This window comes from Acrocarpospora pleiomorpha (genome assembly GCF_009687885.1).
Taxonomy (GTDB): domain Bacteria; phylum Actinomycetota; class Actinomycetes; order Streptosporangiales; family Streptosporangiaceae; genus Acrocarpospora; species Acrocarpospora pleiomorpha.
In genome coordinates this window covers 70,430-92,284 of the sequence record NZ_BLAF01000013.1, presented here as the reverse complement: position 1 = coordinate 92,284, position 21,855 = coordinate 70,430, and the positions used below count along the sequence as shown (strand labels likewise).

General features: G+C 68.3%; 23 protein-coding genes. 13 read left to right on the top strand and 10 right to left on the bottom strand.

Annotated features, from left to right (window positions below; all coding sequences use genetic code 11):
* Positions 1 to 910: hypothetical protein (locus Aple_RS54385; protein WP_246264414.1), on the top strand; the 910-nt coding region annotated here is incomplete at its 5' end.
* Positions 911 to 933: 23 nt separating this feature from the next.
* Here Aple_RS54385 and Aple_RS12790 read toward each other — a convergent pair.
* Complete coding sequence (locus tag Aple_RS12790; RefSeq protein ID WP_155344770.1) at positions 934 to 1,833, bottom strand: LLM class flavin-dependent oxidoreductase; 900 nt, start codon at positions 1,831 to 1,833, stop codon at positions 934 to 936.
* Complete coding sequence (locus Aple_RS12785) at positions 1,830 to 2,822, bottom strand: zinc-binding dehydrogenase (RefSeq protein ID WP_155344769.1); 993 nt, start codon at positions 2,820 to 2,822, stop codon at positions 1,830 to 1,832. The genes Aple_RS12790 and Aple_RS12785 overlap by 4 nt, the downstream gene beginning before the upstream one ends.
* An 83-nt stretch (positions 2,823 to 2,905) precedes the next feature.
* On the opposite strand from Aple_RS12785, the gene Aple_RS12780 reads away from it, so the two are divergent.
* The 8 genes from Aple_RS12780 (at position 2,906) to Aple_RS12745 (ending at position 10,342) form a co-directional block, all read left to right on the top strand.
* Positions 2,906 to 3,592 carry a TetR/AcrR family transcriptional regulator gene (locus tag Aple_RS12780; protein WP_218038295.1) on the top strand — a complete coding sequence of 229 codons (687 nt, stop codon included), beginning with the start codon at positions 2,906 to 2,908 and terminating at the stop codon, positions 3,590 to 3,592.
* 96 nt (positions 3,593 to 3,688) lie between these two features.
* Positions 3,689 to 4,939 (top strand): cytochrome P450, encoded by a 1,251-nt coding sequence (locus Aple_RS12775; protein ID WP_170321438.1) that lies wholly within the window; start codon positions 3,689 to 3,691, stop codon positions 4,937 to 4,939.
* Between the two features lie 58 nt (positions 4,940 to 4,997).
* Positions 4,998 to 5,753 carry an SDR family NAD(P)-dependent oxidoreductase gene (locus Aple_RS12770; protein ID WP_155344767.1) on the top strand — a complete coding sequence of 252 codons (756 nt, stop codon included), beginning with the start codon at positions 4,998 to 5,000 and terminating at the stop codon, positions 5,751 to 5,753.
* 61 nt (positions 5,754 to 5,814) lie between these two features.
* Positions 5,815 to 7,422 (top strand): FAD-dependent monooxygenase, encoded by a 1,608-nt coding sequence (locus Aple_RS12765; protein WP_218038294.1) that lies wholly within the window; start codon positions 5,815 to 5,817, stop codon positions 7,420 to 7,422.
* On the top strand, positions 7,419 to 7,763 hold the full coding sequence (locus Aple_RS12760) for a cupin domain-containing protein (protein ID WP_155344765.1): 345 nt from the start codon (positions 7,419 to 7,421) through the stop codon (positions 7,761 to 7,763). The genes Aple_RS12765 and Aple_RS12760 overlap by 4 nt, the downstream gene beginning before the upstream one ends.
* Positions 7,760 to 8,776, top strand: a complete 1,017-nt coding sequence (locus Aple_RS12755) for an ABC transporter substrate-binding protein (protein ID WP_218038293.1) — start codon at positions 7,760 to 7,762, stop codon at positions 8,774 to 8,776. The genes Aple_RS12760 and Aple_RS12755 overlap by 4 nt, the downstream gene beginning before the upstream one ends.
* Before the next feature lie 10 nt (positions 8,777 to 8,786).
* A complete protein-coding gene (locus Aple_RS12750; RefSeq protein WP_155344764.1) occupies positions 8,787 to 9,563 on the top strand; it encodes an ABC transporter ATP-binding protein in 777 nt (258 codons plus the stop codon).
* Positions 9,560 to 10,342: an ABC transporter permease gene (locus Aple_RS12745; RefSeq protein WP_155344763.1), complete on the top strand. Its 783-nt coding sequence runs from the start codon at positions 9,560 to 9,562 to the stop codon at positions 10,340 to 10,342. The genes Aple_RS12750 and Aple_RS12745 overlap by 4 nt, the downstream gene beginning before the upstream one ends.
* Before the next feature lie 12 nt (positions 10,343 to 10,354).
* Here the strand turns inward: Aple_RS12745 and Aple_RS12740 are convergent, their stop codons facing one another.
* The 3 genes from Aple_RS12740 to Aple_RS12730 all read right to left on the bottom strand — a co-directional run bounded on the left by Aple_RS12740 (position 10,355) and on the right by Aple_RS12730 (position 14,447).
* Positions 10,355 to 11,314: a LysR family transcriptional regulator gene (locus Aple_RS12740; RefSeq protein WP_155344762.1), complete on the bottom strand. Its 960-nt coding sequence runs from the start codon at positions 11,312 to 11,314 to the stop codon at positions 10,355 to 10,357.
* A 134-nt stretch (positions 11,315 to 11,448) separates the two neighbouring features.
* Entirely contained in the window at positions 11,449 to 13,419 is a 1,971-nt protein-coding gene (locus Aple_RS12735) for a sensor histidine kinase (protein WP_155344761.1), read from the bottom strand.
* A gap of 26 nt (positions 13,420 to 13,445) precedes the next feature.
* Positions 13,446 to 14,447 (bottom strand): GlxA family transcriptional regulator, encoded by a 1,002-nt coding sequence (locus tag Aple_RS12730; protein ID WP_155344760.1) that lies wholly within the window; start codon positions 14,445 to 14,447, stop codon positions 13,446 to 13,448.
* Between the two features lie 56 nt (positions 14,448 to 14,503).
* Between Aple_RS12730 and Aple_RS12725 the strand changes: the two genes are divergently transcribed.
* From Aple_RS12725 to Aple_RS53195, 4 genes are read left to right on the top strand one after another with little or no spacing between them, the layout of a single operon-like run.
* Positions 14,504 to 15,247, top strand: a complete 744-nt coding sequence (locus Aple_RS12725) for a dihydrofolate reductase family protein (RefSeq protein ID WP_218038292.1) — start codon at positions 14,504 to 14,506, stop codon at positions 15,245 to 15,247.
* Positions 15,248 to 15,302: 55 nt separating this feature from the next.
* Entirely contained in the window at positions 15,303 to 16,010 is a 708-nt protein-coding gene (locus Aple_RS12720; protein WP_155344759.1) for a DJ-1/PfpI family protein, read from the top strand.
* 59 nt (positions 16,011 to 16,069) lie between these two features.
* Positions 16,070 to 16,381, top strand: coding sequence for an LLM class flavin-dependent oxidoreductase (locus Aple_RS53200; protein WP_218038291.1), 312 nt, complete (start codon positions 16,070 to 16,072; stop codon positions 16,379 to 16,381).
* Positions 16,382 to 16,427: 46 nt separating this feature from the next.
* On the top strand, positions 16,428 to 16,715 hold the full coding sequence (locus tag Aple_RS53195; protein ID WP_218038290.1) for a hypothetical protein: 288 nt from the start codon (positions 16,428 to 16,430) through the stop codon (positions 16,713 to 16,715).
* A gap of 3 nt (positions 16,716 to 16,718) precedes the next feature.
* Here the strand turns inward: Aple_RS53195 and Aple_RS12710 are convergent, their stop codons facing one another.
* The 5 genes from Aple_RS12710 to Aple_RS12690 all read right to left on the bottom strand — a co-directional run bounded on the left by Aple_RS12710 (position 16,719) and on the right by Aple_RS12690 (position 21,717).
* A complete protein-coding gene (locus tag Aple_RS12710; protein ID WP_155344758.1) occupies positions 16,719 to 17,915 on the bottom strand; it encodes a DUF6745 domain-containing protein in 1,197 nt (398 codons plus the stop codon).
* A 13-nt stretch (positions 17,916 to 17,928) separates the two neighbouring features.
* Positions 17,929 to 18,465: a DUF8820 family protein gene (locus Aple_RS12705; protein ID WP_155344757.1), complete on the bottom strand. Its 537-nt coding sequence runs from the start codon at positions 18,463 to 18,465 to the stop codon at positions 17,929 to 17,931.
* A gap of 454 nt (positions 18,466 to 18,919) precedes the next feature.
* Positions 18,920 to 19,621, bottom strand: coding sequence for a hypothetical protein (locus Aple_RS12700; protein ID WP_155344756.1), 702 nt, complete (start codon positions 19,619 to 19,621; stop codon positions 18,920 to 18,922).
* Positions 19,618 to 20,547: a helix-turn-helix domain-containing protein gene (locus tag Aple_RS12695; protein ID WP_155344755.1), complete on the bottom strand. Its 930-nt coding sequence runs from the start codon at positions 20,545 to 20,547 to the stop codon at positions 19,618 to 19,620. The genes Aple_RS12700 and Aple_RS12695 overlap by 4 nt, the downstream gene beginning before the upstream one ends.
* 57 nt (positions 20,548 to 20,604) lie before the next feature.
* A complete protein-coding gene (locus Aple_RS12690) occupies positions 20,605 to 21,717 on the bottom strand; it encodes a serine hydrolase domain-containing protein (protein WP_246264443.1) in 1,113 nt (370 codons plus the stop codon).
* Between the last annotated feature and the right edge of the window lie 138 nt (positions 21,718 to 21,855).

Sequence of the window (21,855 nt, the reverse complement as noted above, 5' to 3'; positions counted from 1 at the left end):
GAGCCTGGGACTCGGATCGCCCGCGAGCGCGGCGGCGGGCCCCGCCGGGATGCCGACCTACCGCTACCTGCGCGACGCGCTGGCCTTACCGCTCAGCCACAACCCCACGGGGGAGTTCATCTTCCCCTGCATCAGAGGGATGTACGACAAGCTCAGCAACCCCCGGGCGCGCTACTACCTGTACTACGCCCCCCACGAGGACCCCGGCGGCATCTGCGTGGCCTTCGCCAACTCCCTGGCCGGACCGTTCGACGACTACTCGGGCAACCCGCTCATCGACAACCGCCTGCCGACCACCACGGTCTCCCACGTGTCCTCACCACACGTGACCTGGGACGCCGCCACCAGGCAGTTCTTCTGTTACTTCCACGGCGAGAACTACACCACACGCGTGGCCCGCTCCACCGACGGCATCAACTTCACCAACGAGACCCCGATCCTGAGCACCCGCCTGGTGCCCGGCACCTCCGAGACCTCCTACGCGAGGGTCTTCGAGCACTCACTGCCCGGCCGGGGCAACAAGTACGTGATGATCTTCATGGGCGTGCGCAACGGCCGCCGCATCTTCTACGGCTGGTCCCCCAACGGCTGGGACAACTGGCAGTTCAGCGCGACCCCGCTGGTGAACCCCGAACCCGACGGCCTGACCGACATCTCCGGCGCGCACCTCGTCAAGCGCAACGGAACCACCTACGTGGCCTACCACGGCAACGACGGCAGAATGCGGCTCACCGAGGTCGGCAACGCCTTCGACCGGGAGACGCACCTCGGCGTCTTCCACTCCCCGATCGCCTCCGACAACGGCAGAGTGGCGGCCCCGTCATTCGGCACCCAGGACGGCGTCAGCTACATGTTCTACGAGGCCGGCCCACGGCTGAACGCACGCATCTGCATCGCCCGAGCCGTCTGAGACTGCGGCCGGGCCGGTGTTGATCAGGGCAGTTCTGCCAGTGAGCGGGCTTCGGCGATCAGTTCGCACTGGTGCTGCCAGTCGTCGCCGATGACGCCGAGGACCAGGTGGTCGGCGCCGGCTTCGGCGTACTCGCGGAAGCGTTCGGCCGCCTGGGGCGGGGGGCCGGTGATCGGCAGGTGGGCGGCGACCTCGGGAGGCACGCCGTACTGGGTGAGTCCGGCCGTGGCGTCGCTGAGCAGTGACGGGGACGGGGCGGGGCCGAGCAGTACGCTGCCGCCGACGGCGAGATGCGGTATCGGGCGTCCGTACGTGGCGGCGAGTTCAGCCAGCTCGCGGCGGCCTTCGGCGACCGCCGTCGCGGTGATCATTGAGGGGAACCAGGCGTCCGCGTATCGGGCGGCGCGGCGCAGTGCCGCTCGGGAACCGCCGCCCACCCAGACGGGTGGCATGGTCGCTCCCGGGGTCAAGGTGATGGGGACGCCGGATCGCAGCACCGCCGACCGGCCGGTGACCAGGTCGGGCAGCACTTCCAACGCGGCGTCGGTACGGCGGCCGCGCTCGGCGTACGGGACTTCGACCGCTTCCCAGGCTGTGCTGCCGTGCACCGCGCCGCCGGAGCCGACCCCGAGGATGACCCGGTCTCCGGACAGGTGCTGGAGAGTCGCGATCTGCTTGGCGGCCCAGGCCGGGTGGCGCAGCGCGAGGACCATCACCCCGAACCCGATCCGCAGACGCTCGGTGACCGCGGCCACGGTGGCGAGGGTGAGGGTGCTCTCCCTGGTCCCCACGCTGGCGGCGAGGTGGTCACCGGTGAACAGCGCGTCCAGGCCGAGGTCCTCGGCGTGACGCGCGCAGGCCCGGACATCGACGGCCTCGCTCCGGGACGACGGAAACATCACCCCGATCGACAGGCGTTTCATTGCACACCACCTCCACCCATGGAGATGTCCTCGAGAGATCGCACGAGGAGGAGGGTCTTGCCGACGGTCGCGCGGGAGGCGATGGCGGCGTGGGCGTCGGCGGCGCGGGCCAAGGGATACCTCTGGCCGATCAAGGGCTTGAGTGCGCCGGTGGCCGCCGCCGTGAGGGCGGCCTGGGTCAGCCCGCGCATCTGTGGCGGGGTCGGCGGCGTCCCTCGGATCGGCGTGATGTCCTTTCCTTCGGGCAATGTGGTGAACGATCCGCTGGCCATGCCGTATGACGACAGCCGTCCGCCCGTGCGCAGCAGGCCGGCTGCCGCGTTGCCGATCTGGCCGCCCACGCCGTCGAAGACCACGTCGATTTCGCCTACTTCGCTTCTGATCTGGTCGGCCCAGCCGGTGGCTGTGTAGTCCACCGCCACGTCGGCTCCGAGGTCCTTGGCGATTCCGGCCTTGCGCGGGCCGCCCGCCGTGGCCACCACGCGGGCTCCCGCGTCGCGCGCGAGCTGGACCAGTAGGCTTCCGACTCCTCCGGCGGCGGCCTCGATCAGCACGGTCTCGCCGGGCCGCAACGCCGCGGCACGGATCAGGCCGACCGCGGTCCGCCCGTCCGCGAGCAGCGCGACGGCGTCGGCCAGGCTCAGCTCCGGCGGGAGGTCGATCAGCCCGGTCGCGTCGACCGCCGCCAGCTCCGCGTAACCGCCGCGACCGCCCGTCGTCGTGATGACCCGCCGGCCCACCAGTGCCGGATCCGCCCCATCGCCGACGGCGGTCACGACGCCGCCGACCCCGTTGCCGAGGATCGCGGGCAGCGGCGGCAGCATCGCCGGATTCGGCGCCTGGCCCGCACGCACCTGGGTCTCCACGAACGTGATGTTCGCCAGGTGCACGTCGACCAGGACTTGGCCCGGACCTGGCACCGGGTCCGGCACCTCAGTCAGGGTGAGGTTGGTCGGCGGGCCGAACTCCGACAACACCACAGCGAACATGAGTACCCCCAAGGGCTATCGGAGCGAGATGCTCCGATTCACCTTATCGGAGCGTACTGCTCCGAATGAACTAGGCTTCGCTCGTGGCAGAACCGCAGCACCGCTCCCGGAGGGGCAGGCAAGCCGAAGCCGAGCGGAACGACCGCCGCGTGCTGGACGCGGCCCGGGAGGTCTTCGCCGCGCACGGCGCCGACGCCACGGTCGCCAAGATCGCGGAGCGGGCCGGGGTCGGGATGGGCAGCCTCTATCGCCGGTACGGCAGCAAGTCCGACCTGCTGCGGCAGCTCTGCATGCAGGCCATGGAGGAGTCCATTCAGGCGGCAGAGGCCGCACTCGCCGCCCCTGACGCCTGGACGGGCCTCAGTGACTACGTGCACGCCTCCGTCGCGCGGGGTTCGGGTGCGCTCGCTCCGCTGGCGGGCTCGCTGGAGACCACCCCGGAGATGTGGGAGACCAGCAGGCGGGGCCGTCGCCTGCTGGAGCAGGTGGTGGCCCTGGCCCACAGCGAGGGTGTGCTGCGCTCCGGCGTCACGGCACTGGACGTCGCCTGGCTGGTGGAGTTCTTCGGGCGGCGCGGCCCGGCCGCACCAGGCACCGAGGACGAAGCCGTCCGCCGACGGCTGCTCGCCATCAGCCTCGACGGCCTGCGTAACCGCGACGCCGGACCACTCCCCGGCCCCGCCCCCAGCGCACAGCACTACGAGCGACGCTGGAGCCCGAACCGGGCAACACCCACTGATCAGATCGAGACCATCGATGAATCCCATTGATGACAATCGTTTCTGTAGATCGATTCGCGTACTTACGCTGGTTCAACAGCGCGCTGCCAGGCACTGCCGTCACATCGAATGGAGATGGCGTCCGTCATGACCAGCTGTCCAATCCGTTTTGACCCGCTCTCGCCGGAGCAACTGGCGGATCCGTATTCGCTTTACGCTCGGCTACGGCGTGAGGCCCCGGTCTTCTACGCCGAGGCGCACGGGCTGTGGGTCGTCAGCCGGTACGAGGACGTGCTCGCGATCGTGCGCGACACGGAGACCTTCTCCTCCCAGAATGCGGTCCGTGCCTCCGTGCGACCGCTTCCGCAGCCGGTCCTGGACGTCCTCGCCACGGGCTGGCCCATGTCGCCGACGCTCACCGACAGCGACGGGCAGGTGCACCGCAGGCTCCGCCTGCTGGTCAGCAAGGCGTTCACCCCCAAGCGAGTCGCCGAGCTGGAAGGCCGCATCCGGGAGAACGTCGACGCTCTCATCGACGAGTTCGCCGATGACGGCCGCGCGGACATCATCGAGAGGTTCGCGTGGAACCTTCCGATGTTCACCCTCACCGACATGCTCGGTATCCCCCGCGATGACATCCCCACGTTGCACCGGTGGAGCGTCAGCTGGTTGCGCATCCTCCAGGCGACCGACAGCGTCGAGGAACTCGTCGCCTGCGCACGCGACGTCGTGACGATGCAGCGGTATTTCATGGACGCGGTTCAAGCGCGGGCGGGCAAGGCGGGAGAGGACCTCATGTCGAGCCTGCTGGACGCCCGCGTGGCCGGCGGCGAGCCCATCAGGCATGAGGAAGCCATGCGCGTGACAATCAACCTCCTCATCGCCGGACATGTGACCGTCACCCGCAGCATCGGCAACGGTCTCACCACATTGCTGGCGCACCCGGATCAGCTTCAGGCCGTGCTGAACGACCCGGACCTGGTTCCGACCATGGTGGAGGAGATCCTGCGCTTCGAGTCACCCGCGCAGGGACTTTTCCGTACCGTCCGGAAGGGCACCGTGCTCAATGGCGTGGAAATCCCGGCCGGCGCTCACCTGATGGTCCACTGGGCGTCGGCCAACCGTGACGAGCAGGTTTTCGGCACGTCTGACGTCTTCGATGTCGCCCGCGACTCCGTGGCCACCCACGTCGCCTTCGGAAAGGGAGTCCATGCCTGCCTGGGCGCCCCGCTCGCCCGCCTGCAGTTGAAGATCGCGTTACCCAGGCTGTTCGAGCGTCTGCGGAATCTCCGCCTGGCCGCGGGTGCGGACACCGCCGTGCGCGACACCATCTTCTTCGCGCGCGGATTCAAGCGGCTCGCGATCGAATGGGACGTGAACGAGCCCTCGGCCGTCTGATCGCTGTACGCACAGAGCCTCGCACGCACGCGCTTTGGAAGGTTCTTGGAGAAACTCAATGAACAAGCCGAATGGTGAAGTCGTCATCGTCACCGGTGGCGCCAAGGGCATCGGCCGCACCTACTCGCACGCGCTCGCCGCCGCCGGTTACCGGGTGGCCATCGCCGACATCACCGACCCCGCCGGCACCGTCACCGAGATCGTGGACAACGGTGGCGAGGCCCTCGCGGTCGCCGTCGACGTCGCCTCGCCGGAGTCGGCCGAGGCGATGGCCGGGCAGGTGGCCGAGAGGTGGGGCCGCATCGACGGCCTCATCAACAACGCCGCCTACTTCACGGCCATCCGGAAAGCGCCGTTCGACGAACTCACGGCCGAGGAATGGGAGAAGGCGTTCCGCGTGAACGTTCTCGGCACCTGGCTATGTTGCAAAGCCGTCTTTCCCGTCATGCGCGAACAGGGCTACGGAAAGATCATTAACACGTCCTCGATGGTGGTTCCGACCGCGACGCCGATGTTCCTGCACTACGTCGCGTCGAAGTCGGCGATCGTCGGACTCACCCGCTCCCTCGCCCACGAGGTGGCGCAGTACGGCATCGCGGTGAACACCATCTCACCGTGCTACGTGCCCCACGACGCCTCCTACGTCGCCAAGCAGGACGACGCCATGGGCGCCGCGATCATCAACGAGCGGGCCTTCAAGCGCGAGATGAACCAGCACGACCTGGTGGGCACGATCCTCTACCTCATCGGGCACGGCTCGGACTTCGTGACCGGCCAGAACCTCTTCGTCAACGGAGGACGCGCCTTCACCTGAGAAAGACGCCGTCCTCGACGCGGGACCGTGACCGTGCCTACCCGAAGGAATGAGCCCGCACGTGACCGAATCCAGGATCCTTCCCGTCGCGGTGGTGGGCGCGGGCCCGGTCGGCCTGATCACCGCCCTCGGACTGACGTGCTACGACGTGCCCGTGGCCGTCTTCGAGGAAGACGACCGGCTCTCGCTGGACACCAAGGCCGGCACCCTGCTCACCCGCACCCTGGAGGTGCTGCACCGGTACGGCGCGCTGCCCGACGTGCTGCGCGCCTCGCTGCGCATCGACGAGATCGGTGAGATCGACTGGGCCACCAACAAGCCCACGCTGAGCGTGGGCACGGGAGATCTCACCGAGGACACCCGCTTTCCCTTCGTCATCAACATCCCCCAGCATCACCTCGAGCCGGTCCTGCGCGACTGCCTCGCGGCACGTGAGCAGGCGACCCTGCACATGTCGCACCGGCTGACCACCTTCGAACAGCACGACGACCACGTCGAGCTGACGTTCGCCACCCCGGACGGCGAGCGGCAGGTCAAGGCCCGTTATCTGCTGGCCTGCGACGGCGGCCGCTCGCAGGTGCGGGAACAACTCGGTATCACGGTGGAGGGGCACACGCTCGACGAGCGCTACATGCTTGTCGACCTCAAGGCGGATCTGGATATCGCCAACCCGCGCGACTACCCCTACCTGGCCTACTTCTCCGACCCTTCCGAGTGGATGATCCTGGTACGCCAGCCGCACTGCTGGCGCTTCCTCTACCCCCTGCCCAAGGAGTCCGCCGAGCCGACGCACGAGGAGTTGCGCGACAAGGCCATCCGGTTCATCGGCGAGGTCGAGGGCATCGAAGTGCTCGGTACCAACCTCTACTCCGTCCACCACCGCGTGGCCGGGCAATGGCGTACGGGCCGGGTGTTCCTCATGGGCGACGCCGCGCACCTGATCACCCCGATGTGGGCGCTCGGCCTCAACACCGGCGTGCTCGACGCGAGCAACCTGCCGTGGCGGCTCGCCTGGGTGCTGCGCGGCTGGGCGGAGGAGTCGCTGCTCACCGGCTACGAGGTGGAGCAGGCCCCCGTCGCGATCAAGGGCTCGGGCCAGATGGCCGAGTCGGCCCGCGCCGCCATGAGCCATCAGGGCGAGGCCGTCGCGGCGATGACCGACGGCAACTGGGGCAACGCGTTCACGCGCGGCCTGCTCGGGGTCCGCCTCGACGTCGACGGCACCGGCGACTGGTCGATGGTCAGGACCGGTTCGGCCCCGCTGCCCGTACGCACCGGCGACCGCGCTCCCGACCTGCCGCTCTTCGGCCCCGAGGGGCAGGTTCACCTGCACGATCTCGCCGCCGAGTCCTTTGTCGCGCTCTACTTCACCGACACCAGGCGGCGCCCGCGGATTCCCGCTCAGGACAGCCCCGCGCTGCGGCGCTTCGCCGTCTCCCGCTGGGACGCGCCGCACGACTCCGGGCTGCGGGAGCGAGCCCTGTTCGACCCCGCCGATCGGGTACGCCGCCGGTTCGGCGTGGACACCGACACCCTCGTCCTGCTCAGGCCCGACGCGCACGTGGCCGCGATCCTGCCCTTCGCTCCCACGTCGGATGAGGACGTCGCCGCGGCCGTTTATCAGCGCATCGCCGGACGCGCTCCGATTCGTTTCGAGGAGAAAGCATGACCAGCGTGCTCGGCCACGACGGGCAGCCCGTCGAACTGGGCCCCATCGGCCAGGAGATCGTTTTCGAGAACGAGCAGGTGCGGGTCTGGGAGATCGTGCTGGAGCCCGGCCAGTCGCAGCCGTGGCACCACCACCTCAACCCCTACCTGGTGATCGCCCTGGAGGCGGCGGACAACCGCATCGACTCGATCCACGGGGGCGACCCGCGCCTGGTGCACGAGCCGGTCGGAGGGGTCGTCTACCGCGATCCCGGCGAGATCCACATGCTCACCAACCGTGGCGAGGGCCGCTACCGCTGCCGTCTGGTCGAACTCAAAGGACCCAACAAGGAGGAACAATGAAGGCCACCTGGTTCACCCGCATCGCCGGGGCCGCCGGAGTCGTGCTCATGATCGCCGCGTGTGGCGGCGGCGGAGGAGGCGGCACCGAAGGCCCGTCCGCCGGCGCCGTCGAGTCGGTCCGCTATCTGACCTCGTTCAACACCTTCGGCCGCGACGCCTACGCCTATGTGGCGCTGGAGAAGGGCTACTTCACGGAAGCAGGGCTCAACGTCGACATCAAGCCGGGCACCGGCACCGTCGACGCGATGAAGCTGCTGGCCGGCGGCCGGGCCGACTTCGGCATCGGCGACTTCACCGGCACGCTGATCACGACGGCCAAGGAGAAGCTGCCCGTCATCGCGGTCGGCATGGTGCACCAGAACTCATTGGCCGCGATCATCGCGCTCGAGGAAGGCGGCATCAGAACGCCGAAGGACCTGGAGGGCAAGACCATCGGCGACCAGCCGGGTTCCACCGTCCAGGTGACCTTCCCCGTCTACGCCAAGGCCGCCGGCATCGACGCGTCGAAGGTCAAGTTCGTCCCGGGCGCCCCGCCCGCGTTACCGCAGCTGCTGGCGAGCGGCAGGGTGGACGCGATCGGCCAGTTCGTCGTCGGCCGCGGGCTCATCGAGAAGGCCGCGCAGGGAAAGAAGGCCATCGTCCTCCCCTACGGCGAGGTCCTGCCCGACCTGTACGGCAACGCGTTGCTGACCTCGAACACCATGGCCAGGGAAAAGCCCGAGGTGGTCAAGAAGTTCATCGCCGCCCTGTTCAAGGGCCTGGAGTACTCCCTCGCCAACCCCGAGGAATCCGGCGAGATCCTCAAGAAGTACCAGCCCACCCAGAACGCGGAGGTCGCGGCCGCGGAGATCCGGGCGATGGCTCCCTACGTCGCGGCGCAGGGCCAGACGATCGGCGTGGTCAGCAAGGCCAAGGTCGAGGCGAACATCAAGCTTCTCACCGAGTCGGGTGCGATCCCGGCCGGAATGACTCCCGAGCAGGTCATCGACCTGTCTTTGACGCCGCAGGGCTAGGCGAGATTGCATGATCAAGCTTTCGCACGTCTCGCACGTCTTCGCCGGAAGCCAGGGTGAGGTCCATGCGCTGGACGACATCACCCTCGAGGTGCGCCGCAACGAGCTGGTGACGCTCGTGGGCCGCTCGGGCTGCGGCAAGTCGACCATGCTGCGGATGGTCGCCGGGCTGCTGCGGCCCTCGTCGGGAACGGTCACGGTCGCCGGTGAGCCGATGGGCAAACCCCGGCAGGATGTCAGCTTCATGTTCCAGCGTGCGGCCCTGCTGCCGTGGCGTACGGTGCTGGACAACGTTCTGCTCCCGGTGGAGATTCTCCGCCTGGACCGGGCGGCCAAGCGCCGGCGGGCCCATGAGCTGCTCGAACTTGTCGGCCTCGCCGGTTTCGAGAAGCGGCTGCCGCACGAGTTGTCGGGCGGCATGCAGCAGCGCGCGTCCCTGTGCCGTTCGCTGATCCAGGATCCCCTCGTCCTGCTCATGGACGAGCCCTTCTCCGCGCTCGACGCGCTGACTCGCGAGGAGCTGTCGATAGAGCTGCAACGCATCCGCAGGGAGCAGGAGATGACCGTCATTTTCATCACCCACTCCATCGAGGAGGCGGTGCTGCTCGCTGACCGGGTGGCGGTGCTCAGCCCGCGGCCCGGCCGGCTCCGCAAGATCGTTGACGTGGACATCCCGCGCCCGCGCACACTCGGGCGCAACGCGTACGCGGACCGGGTCGCCGAGGTCAGCGCCGAACTGCACGAGCTGCTGATGCCGGCGCCGATGGCATCGGAGGGCGCCGCATGATCGCCAGACCGCGCGCGCGGTTGACGCGGCGTCTGGTGGACTGGGGTCTCCCTGTCCTCGGGCTGGTCGCCCTGGTCGCCCTGTGGTGGCTGGCCACGATCGTCTTCTCGATCGAGAAGTTCCTGGTGCCCGCGCCGGACGACGTGGTCGAGGCCTTCATCGGCCAGGCCGGCTTCCTCATGGAGCAGACCTGGGTGACCCTGCTGGAGACAGTCCAGGGGTTCGCGGTCGCGGTCGTCGTCGGAATCTCCACGGCGATGTTGATCGCCAGTTCGCGGTTACTTGAGAAGATGATTTATCCGCTGCTGCTCGCGGTGAATGCCGTACCGAAGATTGCGATCGCGCCGATCCTTGTGGTTTGGATGGGCTTCGGGCAGTTTCCGAAGATTGTCATGGTATTCCTGCTCTGTTTCTTCCCGATCGTGATCTCAACGGCCACCGGCCTGAAATCCACTCCCGCCGAGCTGACCGATCTGGTCCGCTCCTACGACGCCAGTCGTCTGCAGGTCTTTTTCAAAGTTCGTTTCCCTTACGCGTTGCCGCAGGTGATGGTGGGTCTCAAGACAGCGATCTCGTTGGCGGTCATCGGGGCGGTCATCGCGGAGTTCGTCGGTGCTGACGCCGGTCTCGGCTACGTCATCGTGCAGTCAGGCGCGAGCGCGGACACTCCGCTCGCCTTCGCCGCCATGGCCCTGCTCGGCATCATCAGCATCGTTCTCTTTTATGGACTGAACGCGCTTGAGAAAGTCATTCTCCCGTGGGCGGAGGAGAACCGTTGAACCACCTTCACCTCAGATGGTGCGAGCCGTGTCGATGATCCGGCGGCGGAGCCACTGATGCGCGGGGTCGTCGTTGTCGCGAGGGTTCCAGTACATGGCTTCGTGGATGGCGCTCAGCGACAACGGATATTCCACGATCCGCAGCTGTGCCACGTTGACCAGTTTGAGAGCCAGACGTTCGGGCGCGATGGTGGCCAGCCTGGTTCCGGTGAGCAGGAGCAGCGGCACCACGAAGCTCTCCGTGGTCAGCTCGACCGGAATGTGCACATTCAGCGCTTCCAGATCCACGTTGGTGATCGGTGAGATGGTTCCCCCGCTGAAGGCGACGTACCGGAGTGAGGTGGCTTGTTCGGGTGTCACCGAATCGCCCACGTCAGGGTGGTTCCGATCGACCACCAGCACGTAGCGATCGGTGAACAGCGGCTCGTGGGGGAAGGGGAACTTCCGGTCGGCGAGCTTGGTCGGGATGATGACCATGTCGACCGCTCCCGAGCGGAGCTGGTCGGCGAAATCGGCATCGACCGGACGCATACAGATTCGAATGTGCGGCGCCTCCATGGCGATCGATTCCAGCAGTGGGCTCAGCAGCACGATCGTGACGTAATCGGCCGCCATAATCGTGAACGCGGCCTTGTCCTTTGCCGGGTCGAAGCTCGGCGAGCGCAGTAAGACCGCCTCGGCGGCGCTCAGCGCCTCCCGCACCGGCCCGACCAGCGCATCGGCGAGCGGCGTTCGCTGCAGGCTCCGCCCTTCCCGCACCAGCAGTGGATCATCGAAATGTTTACGCAGCCTCGCCAGTGAGGCACTCATCGCGGGCTGCCCGACCGACGTTCGCTTGGCCGCCCGAGTGACGTTGCGCTCGGTCAACAGCGCATCCAGCGCAACGAGAAGATTGAGGTCGACACTTGTCAGCCTCATGAAGGGCTCCGGCCGCCTATCAGACAGATCGACAAGTCTCATCGACGCTACCACTCCGTGAAGCGCAGCGCGCCCATCCCACCTTCAGCCGAATGCTTCGGCACACGCTCGAATCCGCCTCGGCTCGCTGCGGTCCGTCCGCGAGCGCCGTCTCGGACGACGTGCACCGGGAGGTTGCCGCCGGTGTGTCAGGTTACCTCGCCCATGCCCTGCGTCGGGTTGTCCGGGTCGAGGCGTTCCTCCCCATCCGACCGGCCTGATACGACCGCCGGTAGGGGGATCTGTGCGGTCAGCTCAAACCGGCCACCTTCGGTGCGCGTCATCAGGCGTCCATCCTGAGCGGCAGCACGGGCGGCTAGGTTGGCCAGCCCGTGACCGCCGGTACGCCGCTCCTGTTTCCGCACGCGTAGCGTCGCCGGCTGCTTCCCGCTAGCGCCGTTGTTGACCACGCGCAGGCTGACCGTGGCCGCGCTGACGATCAGTTCGATCTCGCACCACGTGGCCAGGGAGTGATGCAGCACGTTGGTGACCGCCTCCCGCAGCACGGTGGCGAGGACGGCGTCGACGTCCGGCGGCAGCGGCTCGCCGGGTGTCGCCGCCCGGACCTCGACGCGCACGTCGACGGTGGCCAGCACATCGCGGGCGGCGGCGAGTTCGGTGCGCAGCGACAGGCCGTGGTCCCCTGAGGTAACGGCGCGAATGTCGGCGCGCCCCTTCGCCGCCAGGCGTACCAGCGCGTGAAGTTCGGCCTGCGCTCGGGCGTCGTCGCGAGCGATCAGCCGCCCGGCCAGGTCGCACTTGAGCGCGATGGCCGACAGGCCCAGACCGAGCAGATCGTGTGTGTCCTGAGCGACCCGCAGCCGCTCCTGCTCTGCCGCCGCCCGCGCCAGTTTCCGGCGGGTGGCCTCCATCTCTTCGGCCATGTCCCGCAACCGGGACAGTCCGTAGACCGCGAGGCCGGTCGAGGCCGACACCCCGAATAGATACAGAGCCCCTTCGAGGTCTCCCGGCTCCAGCAGCAGCCAGTACGCCGCCATGCTGGAGCTGATGGCGGCGAACGCGACCCACGCTCGCCTGCCGGTGAGCAGCAGCAGCGCTGAGCCGGCCGGGAATCCGGGCAATCCGAGCAGGGATGCGTGGACATAGTCGGTGAACGGCAACAGCGCCTGGAGAGGCAACGTCAGGTGCCAACGGCGGGGGCGGCCGCCCTGCGGTCCGGCGAGGGAATGGTAGAGCTGCAGCACGACGATCCCGACGATCGCGACGACGGCGGCCGCCGTGAGCACGGGACCCGCCGGCGAGTCCACGACGATCATCAGGTGATGTATCGCGAACGCGCCCAGGTCGGCGACGAGGACGAGCAGAGCCAGCCGCGGTGCTACGGTGCGCCACGGCGCTGGCCGGTTATGTTCCCACCGTTCGCCGGAGACCGTTCGCCGTACCTGCTCCACCGCCTGGCGCGCGATGCCGCCGGCTTCGGTCACGTATGCGCGGGCCTGGTCCGGGCTGTTCTGCACCGCCGCCAGGGCCGCCCTGGAGCGCGCGCCGACCGTCGCCAGGCGGTCCCCGACGGCCGCTTGCAGGCGTTCCGCGGCCTGCAAGCGCTCCCGAGTGACCGCCAGCCCCGCCAGCTCGGTGCGCGCCGCGTGCAGGTCCGCGACCAGATCCGATAGGCGTACGAGACCGAACAGCGGCAGGGCCATGTCGATCGGGACGACGAACACCCATGTGTAGTACTGGGAGCCCGGCGTCGGATAGATGCCGTACACGCCGATGCGTAACACACCCTCGGCCGCGATGATGGCCCCGAGAAGCAGCCACGACAGCGGAGCGCGGACGGCCAGCAGCACCAGCCCAGCGAGCAGGCCCGATAATCCGACCACCCAGGTCTGGCCGAACATGAGGAACGGGACGTAGGTCAGCGTGGCCTGCGCGGCCAGCAGCCACCACGTATGGCGATTCCAAACCGCCCGGCCGCGCGGCACGGTGTACAGCAGCGGCAGCACGAACAGGGCGACCGCGATGGCGGCGCCGGTCGCGCCGTTTCCGTAGTCCACCGCGACGCTGGCTCGGGCGGGGAGCAGGAGGCAGAGGAACGCCGTGGGGATCATCCAGACGCGCCTGGGCAGGAACGCTTGCCGCGCGCCGTCACCGGCCATCCACTACCTCCTCGGCAGACTGGCCTCTAGCGTCGGCGGTGCGCATTCCGATAGTGCGTCGGCGAGATGCCGAACCACGCGTTGAACGCCTGGCGCAGTGTTTCGCCGGACCGAAACCCGGTCGCCTTCGCGATCGACGAGACGGGCCGGTCCGTGGTGACCAGCGCGGTGGCCGCTGCCTCCAGCCGTGCGTGCCGCACCATCCGGGCCGGGGTCTGGCCGGCGTGTTCCACCACCAGCCGGGTGAGGTGTCGCTCGCTCACACCGGCGACCGCGGCCAGGCGAATGGTGGACAGGTCCGCGTCGGGATGCGCCGTGATGTGGTCGAAGACGCGGCGCACCACGTCGTGTTCTGGGCGGCGGGCGCGCACGAACATGCTCATCTGTGCCTGGTTTCCCGGGCGCTGCAGGTAGGTGACCAGGCCCATGGCCACCCAGCGGGCTCGTTCGGCGCCGTGGTCGGCCTCCACGAACGCCAGGGCGAGATCGAGCGCCGCCGTCACGCCGCCGGACGTCCACACGTGGTCGTCCCGCACGAAGATCGGCGCCGGGTCGACCCGCACCGCGGGGTACGCGGTGGCCAACTCGTCCGCGTAGTTCCAGTGCGTGGTGGCCCGTCTGCCGTCGAGAAGGCCGGCAGCGGCGAGCACGGTCGCGCCGGTACAGACCGACGCCACCCGGCTCGAGCTGCGGGCCAGCCGCTGGACCTGGCCGACAAGCCCGCGGTCCGCAGCAGCCGCCGCGTGCCCGAGCCCGCCGGAGACGACGAGCGTGTGCACCGCGCCGGGCACGTTCCGCAGCGCCACCTGAGCGTGCAGCTCAAGCCCGGAGTCGCAGCGCACAGCCCCGCCCGACAGCGTCGCGAACCGGACGTCGTAGGCGGGCGTGGCCCCGAGCCGGTTGGCCAGGTCAAGACAACTCGTCACGCTCGCGACGTCCAGCAACTCGATGCCGTCATAGCCGACCACAACCACGCGCCGCTCGTGCCCGGCGCCCATGCTAGGCGTGCGCGTCGTCTGTCCGGACATGTTCCAGTCCCGGCCAACATCTGGTCGCCATTCGGATCGCCCATCGCGATGTTCGCATGGCGGCCATGGTAGACGCGTGTGGCGTCGTCCGTCTGGACACGTTTCCCAGTATTCCGGCCATGGGTACCGCTGCGCCTTGTCTGCCGAGGTGGCCGGTCGTTACGTTCGCCGTGCTCGCGCTGTGGCTGTTCCCACTGGTCGGGCACCACGACTCAACAGAGGCGAGAATTCTGATGGGCAGGATCGTAGTCACCGAGTACATCTCCGTTGACGGTGTCATCGAAGCTCCGAGCGGCACCGAGACGTTCAAACGCGCCGGCTGGATCGACGACATCCCCCGTGGCGCCGAGGGCGACCAGTTCAAGGCCGACGAGACGTTGGCCGCCGATGCCCAACTGCTCGGGCGCACCACCTACGAAGCGTTCGCGGCAGCCTGGCCGCAGTACGAGGGCGAGTTGGCCGACAAGTTCAACTCGATGCCCAAGTACGTTGTGTCGACCACGCTCAAGAACCCGCAGTGGAACAACACGACGGTCATCGGAGGGAACGTGGTCGACGAGGTCGCCGAGCTCAAGCAGCGGTTCGAGCGGGACATCCTCGTGCATGGCAGCGCGCGGCTCGCACAGATGTTGATCGAGCACGACCTCGTCGATGCGCTGCACCTGCTCGTCTATCCCGTCATCGTAGGGGCCGGGAAACGCCTCTTTGACGACACCAGCGCGACGAAGCGCCTGCGGTTGGCCGAGACGAGGAACTTCAGCGACGGCGTCCACCTTCTCGTCTACGAGCGGGCAGCCTGATATGCCACGACTCGTATTCGCCGCTCTGATCTACCGGCCGCGGGTGAGTCGCTAGATGCAGATCGCGATCCTGCTGTACCCCGGCACCACCGCGCTGGACGCGGTCGGTCCGTACGAAGTGCTGAGCCGCATGCCCGAGACCGAAATCCGCTTCGTGGGCAAGCAGATCGGCCCGCTGGTCGCGGACGGGGAGGCGCTGCTGCTCGGCGTCACGCACACGCTCGCCGAGACGCCCACGCCGGATCTCGTGCTGGTACCGGGCGCGATGACGACGCCGACCACCATGGTGGACAAGGAAATCCTCGCCTGGCTGCGGACTGTCCACGAGACCACCACCTGGACCACCTCGGTGTGCAGCGGGGCGCTGATCCTGGCGGCAGCGGGAATCCTCAAAGGCCAGCCGGCCACCACGCACTGGGTCGCCATGGGACCGCTGAAGATGATGGGCGCGACGCCACGCCCGGACGAGCGGATCGTACGGGCAGGCAAGGTCGTCACCGCGGCCGGCGTGTCCGCCGGTATAGACCTGGGCCTCTGGCTGGTCGGCGAGATCGCCGGCCGCGAACTGGCTGAGGCGATCCAGCTGACCATTGAATACGACCCGCAACCGCCCTTCGACGCCGGCCATCTGAGCAAGGCGTCCAATCCGGTCCGCAAGCGCGCCAAGCGGCTGCTCGACGACCGCACGGACTTCAAGCAGACGCTGGTCAAGCCGCTGATCGCCTGGAACCGCCTGATCGACCGCGTACGGACAGGCAAGTGAAGTGCTGTTCGACGCGTTGCCACCCACATCCGCTATCGCGTGATCGTAGGAGAACTGCCATGCGGTTGAGCATGAGCATCACCAACTTCTCGTGGCGGGACGAGCGCCGCGGCCTGGGGGAGCAGCTCGCGGAGATCGCCGAGGCGGCCGACCGCGGCGGCCTCTACGGCGTCTGGGTCTCCGACCATCTGCTGCAAGCCGACCCTTACGGCGCCCGCCCCGGCGAGACCGAGATGCTCGAGGCGTACACCACGCTCGGCTACCTCGCCGCGCGGACCTCGCGCGTACGGCTCGGCACACTGGGCTCCAGTAGGGAGCCCTGCGCCGGTCGCCCGTCCGCACCCGCCCATTCTGATCGGCGGCACCGGTGAGAGGCGGACCCTGCCGCTGGTCGCGCGATACGCGGACGCGTGCAACGTGTTCGACCTGCCGGACGGCGGCGCGACGGTGCGGCACAAGCTCGGCGTGCTGCGCGGGCTGTGCGATGAGGCCAGCCGGCCGTACGAGCAGATCGAGAAGGTGATCTCCACCCGCCTGCAGCCCGGCGAGTCAACACTGTCGTTCGTGACCCGCTGCTCGGCGTTCGCTGAACTGGGCATCGACCACGCCACCGTCATCACGACCGGGCCCTGGACCGGCGAGAGCGTCGCCACCCTCGCCGAAGCCGCCGACCAGATCGCTGAACTCGCCTCCCAGGACAACTGACGCTCAGGTCCGCCGGACGGTCTCGCGGTACTGCCTGGGGGTGAGACCGATCTGCCAGGCGGCGGCCTGCACCGGGTCCCGGATCCAGCCGGGCACCAGCTCGCCGAACTCCCGTCGGGTGCCGTCCCGCTCCACCGTTCCGTTGGTCATCAGCAGCAGGTGCAGGTGGTCGTCGTACAGCGCCTCGACACACCAGAGGCTGAGGACCTGTCCAGGGTTGCCCGGGTCCGGTGCCTCCTGACCGACCCGTGGCCATCCTGCCTCGCTGACGACCTGACGCCAGCCGGCCCGCCCGGCCAGCATCTCCACGGCGCAGCGCCGCTGCTCCGAGTTGCGCAGCGACACCGCACGGGAGATCGGGACGCCGTCTTCGATGATCTCGCGCGGCATGGTGACGCCGTGCCACGCCCAGAGACACCAGCCGTCGGGGTACCGCACCGCCGGTCCGCTCGGATGGTGGAGCCGGCCTTCGGCGTCGTGGTGCAGTTCGGTGGGGCGTTCGGTGAGGATCACGCTGTTCCGCATCGGCCACCACTCCCCGGCCGACCGTCCCACCTGGAGCAGGCCACGGCTGTGGCGGTCCGGTTCCCGTACACCGCACTGTGCGAGGAAGGCGAGCTGGGCGAGCTGCCGCAGCATCCGCGGGCGGAATGCGCCCAGCCGAGGCAGTGCCGCCACTTCGGGAAGCTGCTCCGCGTCCTGCCAGGTCGGAGCCACCTGGTCGACGGCCGCGCCGACAGCCTTGCCGAGCCCTGTCTCGACCGCAGCGGTCACGTCGAGGCCGAGCCGGCCAAGCAACCCGCCCCATCGCGGGTCCCGCTCCAGGTTGTCGAGGTCCAGCATGATCAGGTCGGTCTCTGGAGGGTCCTCCGGCACCCGTTCGACGATGGTGTCGACGGTCGGTTCCGGCAGTGTCCGCCAGGCCCGCCTGGTGACGAGCGAAAGCCGGCCCGCGCGGATGTCGGCACCGATGCTGCCCGCCATCGGCGAGCCCAGCCAGATCACGTGCTCCGGGGGCTGCCGACCGGCGCCGAGATAGACGTCCTGGACGCCCGCCTCGGCCGCCGCCCGGTCCGCCGGACCCACGGCCAGCCCGTGACCCACCCACTCGTCCCGCACCGACGGCAGCAGCGCCTGTTGCTCCGCGGTCGGTGCCGGTGGTGGCGGACCGTGGCCGTGCGCGGGCCGCAGGTCCGCCATCGTCAGTCCGCCGTCAGTCCGCAACGAAGCGGACGGTCGCGCTCCATGCCTGCTCACGCGCCGCCTGCTCACGGGCTGCCTGCGCCCGTGTCGCCTGCTTTCGGGCCTCCTTGCGGGCCTGCTCGCGCTTGCGGCGAGTCTCAGGGTCGATGACAGGCGGTGCCAGTTCGCGCTTGCGGCGCAGCACGTACCGGCCGGGGGCGATTCCGGTGTTGCCGTGCTCCGGGTGGTCCAGCCACGCGGTCGCGCCGTCGCCGACCTTCAGCGACCCGAGGGTGATGTCGTCCGCCGCGCCGTCGCGAGCGTCGTACCGAACGTCACCGGAGGCGAGCAGGAGGTGCGTGTGGCCGCCCGCCTCTCCACGGACCACGGCGACGCCAGCCGCCGGGACTCGGGTCATCGGGTGCTGGTGGTCCTCTGACGCCATCGCGGCGGGGATCACGGACACGTCGCCCTGATGCTGCAATCCGGCGATCGTCGGGATGTCGAGTTCAGCGGCCAGGTGAGCCAGGTCGGCGCCATCCGACCGCACGCTGCTGAGCAGTTTCACTACGGCCTCCCGCGAAGTGTCTTTCCATAGAATTTAGCGCCGTCCGTCCACGCGGGAAACGGAATTTTCGGTACCGCACCACCCGCCTCTGGCCACGCCAGGACTCGGGAATGTCGCGAGGAATGCTCGCCTTGACCTTCACGTCGCGTCATACCGAACGCCGGCCGTATGGCGGACATGATCGAACGCGACGCAGGCACTCCGCCATCGCGCTCAGCCTGATCCGCCCGTTGATTGCTCCATGTGAAGTTCCGCAACGACGTCGTCAGCGGGGCTTGCCAGAGAGCTTGGATAGTTTGATGCTCTGGGCGGCGATTCCGGTGTTGCTGGCCATGGTTTAGCCCGTCGGTTCCTCACAGGATCACCTCGCGTGTGTGGGGGGAACCGAGAAAGGGCGAAACCCCAACTACTCCCTATCACACGGCGTATTAATAGGCGGCGATGCCTTCTTTGGTCATGCCCTGCCGACGATGGTCCGGGCCAGCGCGCGTAGTTCGGCGTCGCGCTGGGCGCGCGTGTCGATGTACCGGTGGACTACCCTGGCCGCATCACGGAAGGTAGGGCTGGAGGGCCAGTTCAGACCGGTCGCGTGTGCGATCTTCAAGAGGCGCTTGATGTCCTCCTCGTCGCGCGTGGCGAAGCGCGAGCCGTACGAGAAGATCTTGAGGGCGAGTGCAGAGGCTAGATCGGGGATGATCGCATCGAACGGGAGTTCGGTTCCGGTGCTCAGCGTGATGCGTAGAGGCAGTCGTAGGCCGGGTCGGGCGAGGCTGACGCTGAGGCCGGGCACCCCGTCGGCCACGATGGGGCCAACGTCAACGTTGGGCTCGTGCCGGGTCGACGTGGATGGCACCAGCAGGTCGATCGTGAGTTCGTGTGCCCCCACAATCCGGGTGAAGCGGTTGGAGGTGTTCGTGTAACCCAGCGCGTGTAGGTGATCCACTACGCTGCCCTGCCGTACGGTGAGGACCTCCACCGCGAGGTCGGCGTCGCGGGTGGCGCGGAGCGGGAGGTCGAGGCCGGCGTGCAGGACATGCAGGTTGACCATGTGGCCGCCGATAACCCGCCACTCCTGGTGTGGCACGATCGTCGCGGCGTCGGCGAGTGCCAGGTAGGCGGCGTCCTCGGCCCGATAGCTGCTCTGGATGATGATCATCGTGCCTCCTGCCAGCGCTGCCGCAGTGCTTCGATCGCCTCGTCCCGGTCGGCGGCGGGTGATTGTCGCAGGTCCCAGAGGATCTGAGTGACGGGGGCCAGTGGCCAGGGGGCCGGGGTGCTGAGCATCCTGTCAGTGACCGGACTGGGAGTGGCCAGAATGCTCGGATCGGCCGGTGTGACGAGGGTCAGCGTTGCCTGGTCTGGCCCGGTGGGCACCAGGCCGTGGGCCTCAAGATCGGTGTTGGCGGTCGAATACACGGTGACGTGGGTGGGCCGCCTCCAGGGCGCGAGGACATCGGCGGCGAGATCGGCCGACACTCGGCCCGGGACCCGGGACACCTGCTGGTAGAGGTCGTCCAGCCCGAACCAGTGGGTCTGCACCCCGCCGGGTCCCGGATAGCCGTCCAGCCATCGGTCCAGCAACCTCTCCTCGGCTCGCCAACCGCCGCGCGCCCGGACCACCAGGCCGTCGCTGCGCATGTCGGCCAGTACTTGCGAGATCCGGGCCTGGGTTACCCCGGCCCGCGCGGCGATGCGGGTCTGAGTGAGCGGCGCCACCTCTTCCAGCAGCACCCGCGCTATGGCGCTTGGCCCGGCGGCCATGCTTACCCGGCTTGGTCGCTTGGTCGTCACCGCGAGCTTCGGTAGGCGGGTCATGCCGCGTAGGTAGATCCGGCCGTCGTCGCTTGCCCACGACCAGCCGGCCGCCTCCACCGCCTGTGCGGCGCCACCGGTGATCGACGGGACAATGAGCAGGCAGTCCGGTCCTGGTGGGGACACCACCTCGCGTGGCCAGGGCGCTCGTGCCCGCCGTACCACCCGAAAGGCCCGGTCTCCCACGATCAGGAGATCGCTTGTGAGTTCCGCCTCCCACCCGGCAGCGCGCAGCTCGGTCAGCCAGCTCACCCTCCAAATATAAGTCATGTGCTCCTTCTTGCACTACGCTTATATGCCAGTCGCTGCTCGGAGGGTTGTATCGAGCTAGCGATCGTGAGCACTCGCAGACTTGAGGGCCATTGTGGCGAGGTGGCGAGCGATGCCGTTGGTATCGGTGTCTTCCACGTTGCTGAGCACGACTACCGCGATGTCATCATCGGGCAGGTACATGTTGCTCGCGGCGTAGCCCTGGAGAAGACCTGGGTGGTACCGGAGCCGGTGTCCGTGGAGCCGGTCGACGAGCCAGCCGAAGGCGTATGCGCTCGACGGTAGGTTGAGGCAGCCGCTGGAGGGGCACGGTGCCTGTGGCGTGAACGCCTGTTTGACGGTGGCGGGGGGCGCGACCAGGTGCGCGCCGAACGACCGGTCCCAGCGGACGATGTCGTCGGCGTTGGCGTAGATGCCGGTCGCGGAGAACGCTTGGGAGCCGTTGATGGGCGCGGCCGGTGATCCGACCGTGCAGTTGCCCTTCGCGTACCCGGCGGGTGGATTTCCTCTGCTGTAGCCGGTGTGCCGAAGGCTCAGCGGGCCGGTGATCTCTTCGTGCAGTACGGTGCCGTACGGCTTGCGCGTCACCGCCTGGATGATCGCCCCGGCCAGGATGTAGCCGCTGTTGCTGTACTTCCAGCTGGTGCCGGGCTTGAAGTCCAGCGGCTTGTTCACGAACCGCTGGATGAGCTTCCGGGTCGTGGTCGGTTGCGAGAGCTTGGCATAGAAGCCGGGCAGCTGCTGGATGTCGGGGATGCCGGAGGTGTGCGTCAGGATCTCGCGGATCGTGATGGGCCTCCACGCTTGCGGGCAGGTCCTGATGTATGCCGGGATGAGATACGGGCAGACCTGGTCGTCCAGGTCAAGTAGCCCACGGTCGCGCAGCTTCAGCACGATCATCGAGGTGAACTGCTTGGTGACCGAGGCGATCCGGAAGACCGTGTCCGGCCGGTTGGGGATGTGCTTCTCTGCGTCGGCCGCGCCGGCAGCGGCACGCACCAGCACCTCCCCGCGCCGTACTACCAGCGCCGTGCCGGTGAACTGCTTCTTCGCGGCCAGATCCTGCAGGTAAGCCCGCATGGCCGCAGCGGTGTCACTCAGCGGGTCCGATTTCTGGGTGGGATGGGTCGTGACGGCGGATACGGCGATGGCAGGAGTGCCCATGGGCATGGTCACACCAGTTAGTGCGGCGCCGATCGCAAGAAACCAGACAATATTGGAACGCTTGGGCATACTCTCCCCCTGGAACGTGCCGCAGTCCCGAAATTTCGGACATTTCCCGAATCGGGCGAGTGTCGTTTCGGGAAC